This is a genomic window from Gallicola sp. Sow4_E12 (genome assembly GCF_052116305.1).
Taxonomy (GTDB): Bacteria; Bacillota; Clostridia; order Tissierellales; family Peptoniphilaceae; genus JBQKLI01.
In genome coordinates this window covers 118,441-124,599 of the sequence record NZ_JBQKLI010000005.1, presented here as the reverse complement: position 1 = coordinate 124,599, position 6,159 = coordinate 118,441, and the positions used below count along the sequence as shown (strand labels likewise).

The following is a 6,159-nucleotide window of genomic DNA, read 5'->3' as shown; positions in this document are numbered from 1 at the left end:
CTTATACTCATCCCTAAGTTTTTAAATTGATAGATACAAGATCTTTCTTCTATGGTAAGATGTGAATAACTCATAGTATTTTACTCCTTTAAAATGTTTGTTTGATCACTCACATTTTATCATAGAGTATTTTCTATGAGTTTTTATTTTCAGTGTTGCACTTAGTATGATAATTCATCTGCATAAAAAAATGTTTTGTCGTAAGGGTCTACAACAAAACACAAGTCTCTTTGTCTGCTCCCTACGACAGTCTTAACTGACAGGTTCTAAGGGTCAGGCTGTGCCTTCTCAACTAAAACGTTCCCCTGCAATGATTTATTTGCAATAAAAAAGATGCTTGCCGTTAAAAGGTCGTAACGACAAAACATCTGCTTTTCATGTTTGCTCCCTACGACAGTATTAACTGACAGGTTCTAAGGGTCAGGCTGTGCCTTCTCAACAAAATTGTTCCCCTGCATCTATTTAATTGTTTTCATTATAGCACTTGCAGAATAAAAATCAATTAATGTTCTACAATTTCTATTTCTCTATCCATTTCCTCTTCTATTTTTTCTCTTCTTTCTTCTTCTATTTTTTCCACATCATACTTTAGAATTTTATACACTGAAGCAACGATCGGTACTGCTAACAAGGCTCCTAAAATCCCGAAGATTCCTGTTCCTAAAATAACTGCTGCAAAGACCCATATTCCGCCGAGTCCGATAGAGCCTCCTACGATACGCGGGTAGATAATGTTGCTTTCTACTTGCTGGAGTATAAGAATAAACAAAACGAACCATACAGCTTTCATAGGATCTTCTAAGAAGAGAATCAAAGCGCCTATCGCCCCTCCGATAAAGGGACCGATAATCGGTATAATATCCATCAGGGCTATAACGGATCCTATCATTGTTACATGGGGATATTGGAAGATAAACAACGCAATTGTTGTGATGATTCCCAATATAGCCGCCACTGTAAACTGGCCTGCAAAGAAGTCTCTAAAGGTATCATTGACTACCGCCGAATTTCTGTATATTGTGCGTACTGTTTCTATTGGCAGATAGGCTTTCATGACTCTGCCGATATTTGTAAGGATCTTTTCTTTTCCTGCAAGCAGGAATATCGCAAATCCCAGACCCATTAAAACATTCGTAAAAAGTCCAAACACCGAGGTAATAACCGATAAGAATCCGCCTAGGAAATTTCTCCCCAGCTCCATTACTCGTTGTATCAGCTGAGAACTGGGCTGATTCCATAAATCCGGACTGATACCAACCTCGGTAGGATCTAAGCCTCTTTTTACGGCAAAATCCCAAAGATTTTGAGCGAATTGAGGCAAGGCGCCGATAACCACTTGAATAGAGTCGATAAACTGAGGGATAACCAATCCTCCCACAATATAAAACACAATAAGCACGGTTAGAACCGATAACAACAACGCTACAGGTCTTCTTGACTTAATGATCTTTTTGTTATCACTTTTAGGAAAATAAATCTTCTCAAATTTAACCATAAGAATATTTAATATAAAAGCTAATATAAGTCCTATTAAAATCGGAATGGATGCAGATACGACTGACCTTATAGCAGCTATAAAATGGTCAAATCTAAATACGATTAGAAGAACTGCTCCTGCAAATAGCACAATCTTTCAAATATTTTGATGTACTTTTAATTTCATTTAGCTTCCTCCTATTACATTTCTTTTAATCTACCCATAAAATGGCAGGGATAGATTATAGATCGTATATCTTCTTGTTACATTCACGGGCGGGAAATTTTCTACTAAAAGATTATATTTTGAAACGAGAATTCTTATAGAATGAACTATCTAAAACTATGGATAAAAATACTTATCTGAGAATTTTATGAAATCCTTTTCTCCGCTAAGATACAGCCTCGCTCTTGAACATCAAGAGTGAAACTGTATCTTAGCGGGAATTGAAAGGCTGAAGGAAGTTACTTATTTAAGATTGGCACTTTGTCTGCTTCTTTGATTGCATAAAGACCTGGCTAAAATGCTATTCGTGTTCTACAATTACGATTTCCGGATCATAATCCTTTTTAATTTTTTCTCTAAGAGCTTCTTCTTTTTTCTCTACATCATATTTTAAAATCTTATAAAGGGATGCAGTTATCGGTACTGCAAGCAGTGCTCCGATAAGCCCGAACAAACCTGTTCCTAAAATAATTGCAGCGAAAACCCAGATCCCTGCAAGCCCGATAGAACTTCCTACCACTCTTGGATAAAGGATATTTCCTTCAATCTGCTGAAGAACCAGCACAAAAGCAGCGAACACAAGTGCTTGAATCGGATTTTCCAAAAGAATCAACAGTACTCCGATTGCCCCTCCGATAAAGGGACCGATAATAGGTATTATATTCGTAAGTCCTACTACAGAACCAATCATTGTCGCATAGGGCAGACGCAGAAGGAGCATTCCAGATGTTGCTATTACTCCTATAATAATCGCTTCGATAAATTGTCCTCCGAAGAAATCTTTAAATGTTTGATTAAACACAGCTGCATTTCTATAAAGGGTAATCACTTTTTCTTTTGGCAGATAGGCTTTTAAAACTCTTCCTATACTATGAAGAATTTTTTCTTTCCCTCCTAGTAAAAAGATTGCAAAGGCAAATCCCATCAAAATATTTGTCACTACACCAAATACAGATGTGATTATATTAAGGAATCCTCCCATGAAATTCCGTCCAAATTCCATTGCTTTTTGAACAAGCTCTGAACTCGGCTGGTTCCACATGTCTGGATTGATACCGACTTGAGTAGGATCTAATCCTCTTTCTATTGCAAAATTCCAAGCCTTCTGTGCCAGTTCCGGCAAAGATGCAACTAAAACTTGTACAGATTTGATAAACTGTGGAATGACCATGCTTCCGATAAAATAAAATACAAGAAGCACACTTAAAATCGCCAATGTTAAGCAGATAGGTCTTCTAGACTTTACAACTCTATTTCTCGTGCTTTTTGGGAAATAGAGTTTCTCATACTTAACCATTATGATATTAAGAATGAAAGCTAAGGCTAATCCGATCAATATCGGGGTAGCTGCTGCACCTATTCTTTTGACAATCGCCGTAAAGTGATCAAATCGAAATATAATCAGCAGTACGATCCCTATAAAAAGAATAATCTTCCATACATTATGATGGACTTTTAGTTTCATATATTTTCCTCCTCATGAATTAAATTTATCTTATCAATTAAAAAGAGGAATGTCGATAGAAGATTCGTTTTTTCATTATTATGTACTGTTTTTATAGGAACAAATTATTCTCCTGGGAGCCCATATATGATATTCTTTCTTTAGAATAACTACTTCAGAAAGGAACTGGAATATGGCAAAAATCATAACTCATGCAGCATTTTTTTACTGTCTTTATTAGTTCTTGGTTTATACAGCATCGCCCTTTATCAGGCGGTCCGATACAATCATATTCCCTCTATCTTTGTCATAGTGATTATCTTGATTTTCATGTTTTTAAGGGTAAAAAAGGGAATTCTCAAACTGAAAACACAGTTTTTGAAATACTGCCTTCCCTCCTTTAAAGAAAATCAGCTTAAAACTCTAGGTATCGTAATCCTCTCTTCTGTTCTTACCTATGCTATCAACCATTATACAGAACTTGGAAGCGTAATCGCATCTTCTCTTGTTGGATTGCTTGGAGCTCTTTTATTCCCCAAAATAGAGGTGCCCATCTATTGCGGATCTTTTGTCGGCATGACCAGTACAGGAGTTTTGACGAATGTTGAAGCTGTTGTAATTTCTGGTTTTATCGCTGGCCTTCTCCTTGCGGGAACCCAGCCTTTATATGTAGGATATGGGGGAAAGTTGGGAGCCTGCGCATTTTTCGGAACGATGATAACAGCATATTTTAAAAATCGGTTTGTCTTTTCCGCCCCAAATCTAATTCCCCGTTTCGATATTATGATCCCCGCCCTTATTGTCGCAGGGACCATCGGTACTTTATGGATTCGAGATTATGCAAAACATTCCGCAGTTACAAGCTCGGCTATTATTGGCATCGTAGGCGGTTTGATTCTGCCTGGGCTCTTTCCCGTCCATGGCAGTTTATATGCAACCACCTTATTTTGCGGAACATTCGTTGGGATGAGCGCCTTTGAACATTTTAGAAGTTATAAATTTACAATTATCGCAGGATTAATGTGCTCCTTAAGCTACTTCTATACTTCTCCTATCTTCCCTGGAAAAGGAGGAAAATTAGGAGCATTGGCCTTTGGAGTAATGATTGCCACTTCAGGAATCATTCATTACTATGATGACCTTTATACCCCGGCACCTCCTGTTGATTTAGAAAAATAAAAAAGACCCCTTAAAGCATCAGCTCTTTAAGGGGTGTGAATCGTTTTGTTTATTAGTTTTCCTAGCTACGGTAAAGTCCATACTCTTCTTTATCTCAAAAGAAACATGCCTTTTGTTTCTACCATAACTCCCCTCTCCCCTCTCCACACTCCACTCTTTTCTTTAATCTCTTTTCTCCCGTAAATAGGGGTTTTTTATTTTACCGGAACAAGATACTTCTCGTCGATAATTGTAGTAAAAGAAATCTTATTTTCTTTTAAGTTAATCTCTTTTGCCGACAGAAAAAAACCTTCTGCCAGCTGATTCGGATCGATGACTAAACGATTTTGATCCGGCTCAATCACAAAGAATGTTTGATCTAATACCTGAGCTAATGCCGATAATACAATCCCTCTGGGAAACTGAATGCTCTCTCCAGAGATTTCTATAATCTCCAGAGCAATCCGCCCTTCTTCTGCAGGGGAAGCTTCTGCTTTGATCTCCAAAGGCAGCTCAAAGGAAAAAATCGGTATACTGCCTTTTAAACTCACAACATCTTCTATCTGTATCCGAAGAGGAGCGGATTCTTTTTCAAGCTGGAGATTTAAAAGATTTTCCAGCTCCTGATTTGTAAAAATCATTTCAATTTCAATACCCTCTGCTTTCACTGGCGGAATCTTTGCTGGTTCTTCTGTCTTCTTAATAGAAGTGAAAAAAATCAGCGAAAGTGCTAGAACAACCCCTGCAACCACTGCAGCTAATATTAAAAAGGCTTTTTTCCAAGGATTCATGACTTCACCTCTAATAATTAAGTTTCAAATCTCCGTCTTTGATCCATCCGATATTCTTTAAAATCGCATAGAAGACATAAGAAATAATTGCCGGCAATATAATATGAGTTGCCAAAATACCAGTTAGAACCGACATAAACGGCACACCTTCCATTGCATTAAAAGCTTCTATCTGCCCTACCAGACCGCAGGTTCCCATTCCAGAGCCTAACGGCGTATTTTCCATTTTAAAAACCAAAGTTGATAAGGGTCCAACGACTGCCGATGCAATTGTAGGAGGAATCCAAATCCTCCAGTTTCTCATAATATTAGGAACTTGAAGCATACTCGTGCCTATCCCGATAGCGCTTAATCCTCCCCAGCCGTTCTCTTTAAAGCTGATCACTGCAAAACCGATCATTTGAGCAGAGCATCCTGCCGCTGCCGCTGCCGCTCCCCCTGCAAGTCCCGCAAGCCCCAGCATCATGCAAAGTGCTGCTGAAGAAATCGGAAGAGTTAAAACCATCCCTACAATAACTGAAACAATCACTCCCATTAAAAAAGGACGCAGATTTGTTGCTTGTATTATAACAGCTCCGATTCCCGACATCAACGCGTTTAACGGCGGTCCTAAAAAGGATGCGATTACTCCGCCGATCAAAATAGTGACGATAGGGGTAATCAGAATATCGATCTTCGTCTCTTTCGAAACCATTTTGCCAAATTCTGCTCCGATTAAAACGGAAAAAAGCGTTCCTACAGGACCCCCGAGTTCATATCCTGCTGTTCCTACAACAGCTGAAGCAAACAATACTAAAGGCGGCGCCTTTAATGCATACGCTACTGCGATGCCAATGGCTGCCCCTGCACTTTTTGATGCTATCGGCGATATGTATTCAGTTAAAAACTGTATGCCCGCTTCTTTGCCGATTGTATTTAATATTGTTCCCACTAATAAGGATGCAAATAATCCATAAGCCATAGAGCCTAAAACATCAATCCCATAACGCTGCCATGAGATTTCTATTTCTTTTCTCTTTAAAAATTCTTTCATTTTATCCTCCTGTAAAAGTCGATACCATTGT

At 38.4% G+C, this 6,159-nt stretch carries 5 protein-coding genes and 2 riboswitches; of the genes, 1 reads left to right on the top strand and 4 read right to left on the bottom strand.

Annotation, left to right across the window (positions count from 1 at the left end; translation table 11 throughout):
* Positions 1 to 221 precede the first annotated feature (221 nt).
* A riboswitch (TPP riboswitch) is annotated at positions 222 to 317 on the bottom strand.
* A gap of 51 nt (positions 318 to 368) precedes the next feature.
* Positions 369 to 464: riboswitch (TPP riboswitch) on the bottom strand.
* Between the two features lie 38 nt (positions 465 to 502).
* Positions 503 to 1,627 (bottom strand): AI-2E family transporter, encoded by a 1,125-nt coding sequence (locus ACTQ46_RS04275; RefSeq protein WP_441747686.1) that lies wholly within the window; start codon positions 1,625 to 1,627, stop codon positions 503 to 505.
* Positions 1,628 to 2,003: 376 nt separating this feature from the next.
* Positions 2,004 to 3,167 (bottom strand): AI-2E family transporter, encoded by a 1,164-nt coding sequence (locus ACTQ46_RS04270; protein WP_441747685.1) that lies wholly within the window; start codon positions 3,165 to 3,167, stop codon positions 2,004 to 2,006.
* A gap of 300 nt (positions 3,168 to 3,467) precedes the next feature.
* On the opposite strand from ACTQ46_RS04270, the gene ACTQ46_RS04265 reads away from it, so the two are divergent.
* Positions 3,468 to 4,325: a hypothetical protein gene (locus ACTQ46_RS04265; protein WP_441747684.1), complete on the top strand. Its 858-nt coding sequence runs from the start codon at positions 3,468 to 3,470 to the stop codon at positions 4,323 to 4,325.
* 194 nt (positions 4,326 to 4,519) lie between these two features.
* On the opposite strand, the gene ACTQ46_RS04260 is transcribed toward ACTQ46_RS04265, so the two are convergent.
* Both ACTQ46_RS04260 and ACTQ46_RS04255 read right to left on the bottom strand, forming a co-directional pair.
* Positions 4,520 to 5,095: a DUF2140 family protein gene (locus ACTQ46_RS04260; RefSeq protein WP_441747683.1), complete on the bottom strand. Its 576-nt coding sequence runs from the start codon at positions 5,093 to 5,095 to the stop codon at positions 4,520 to 4,522.
* 10 nt (positions 5,096 to 5,105) lie between these two features.
* Positions 5,106 to 6,128: a PTS transporter subunit IIC gene (locus tag ACTQ46_RS04255; protein ID WP_441747682.1), complete on the bottom strand. Its 1,023-nt coding sequence runs from the start codon at positions 6,126 to 6,128 to the stop codon at positions 5,106 to 5,108.
* Positions 6,129 to 6,159: the final 31 nt, after the last annotated feature.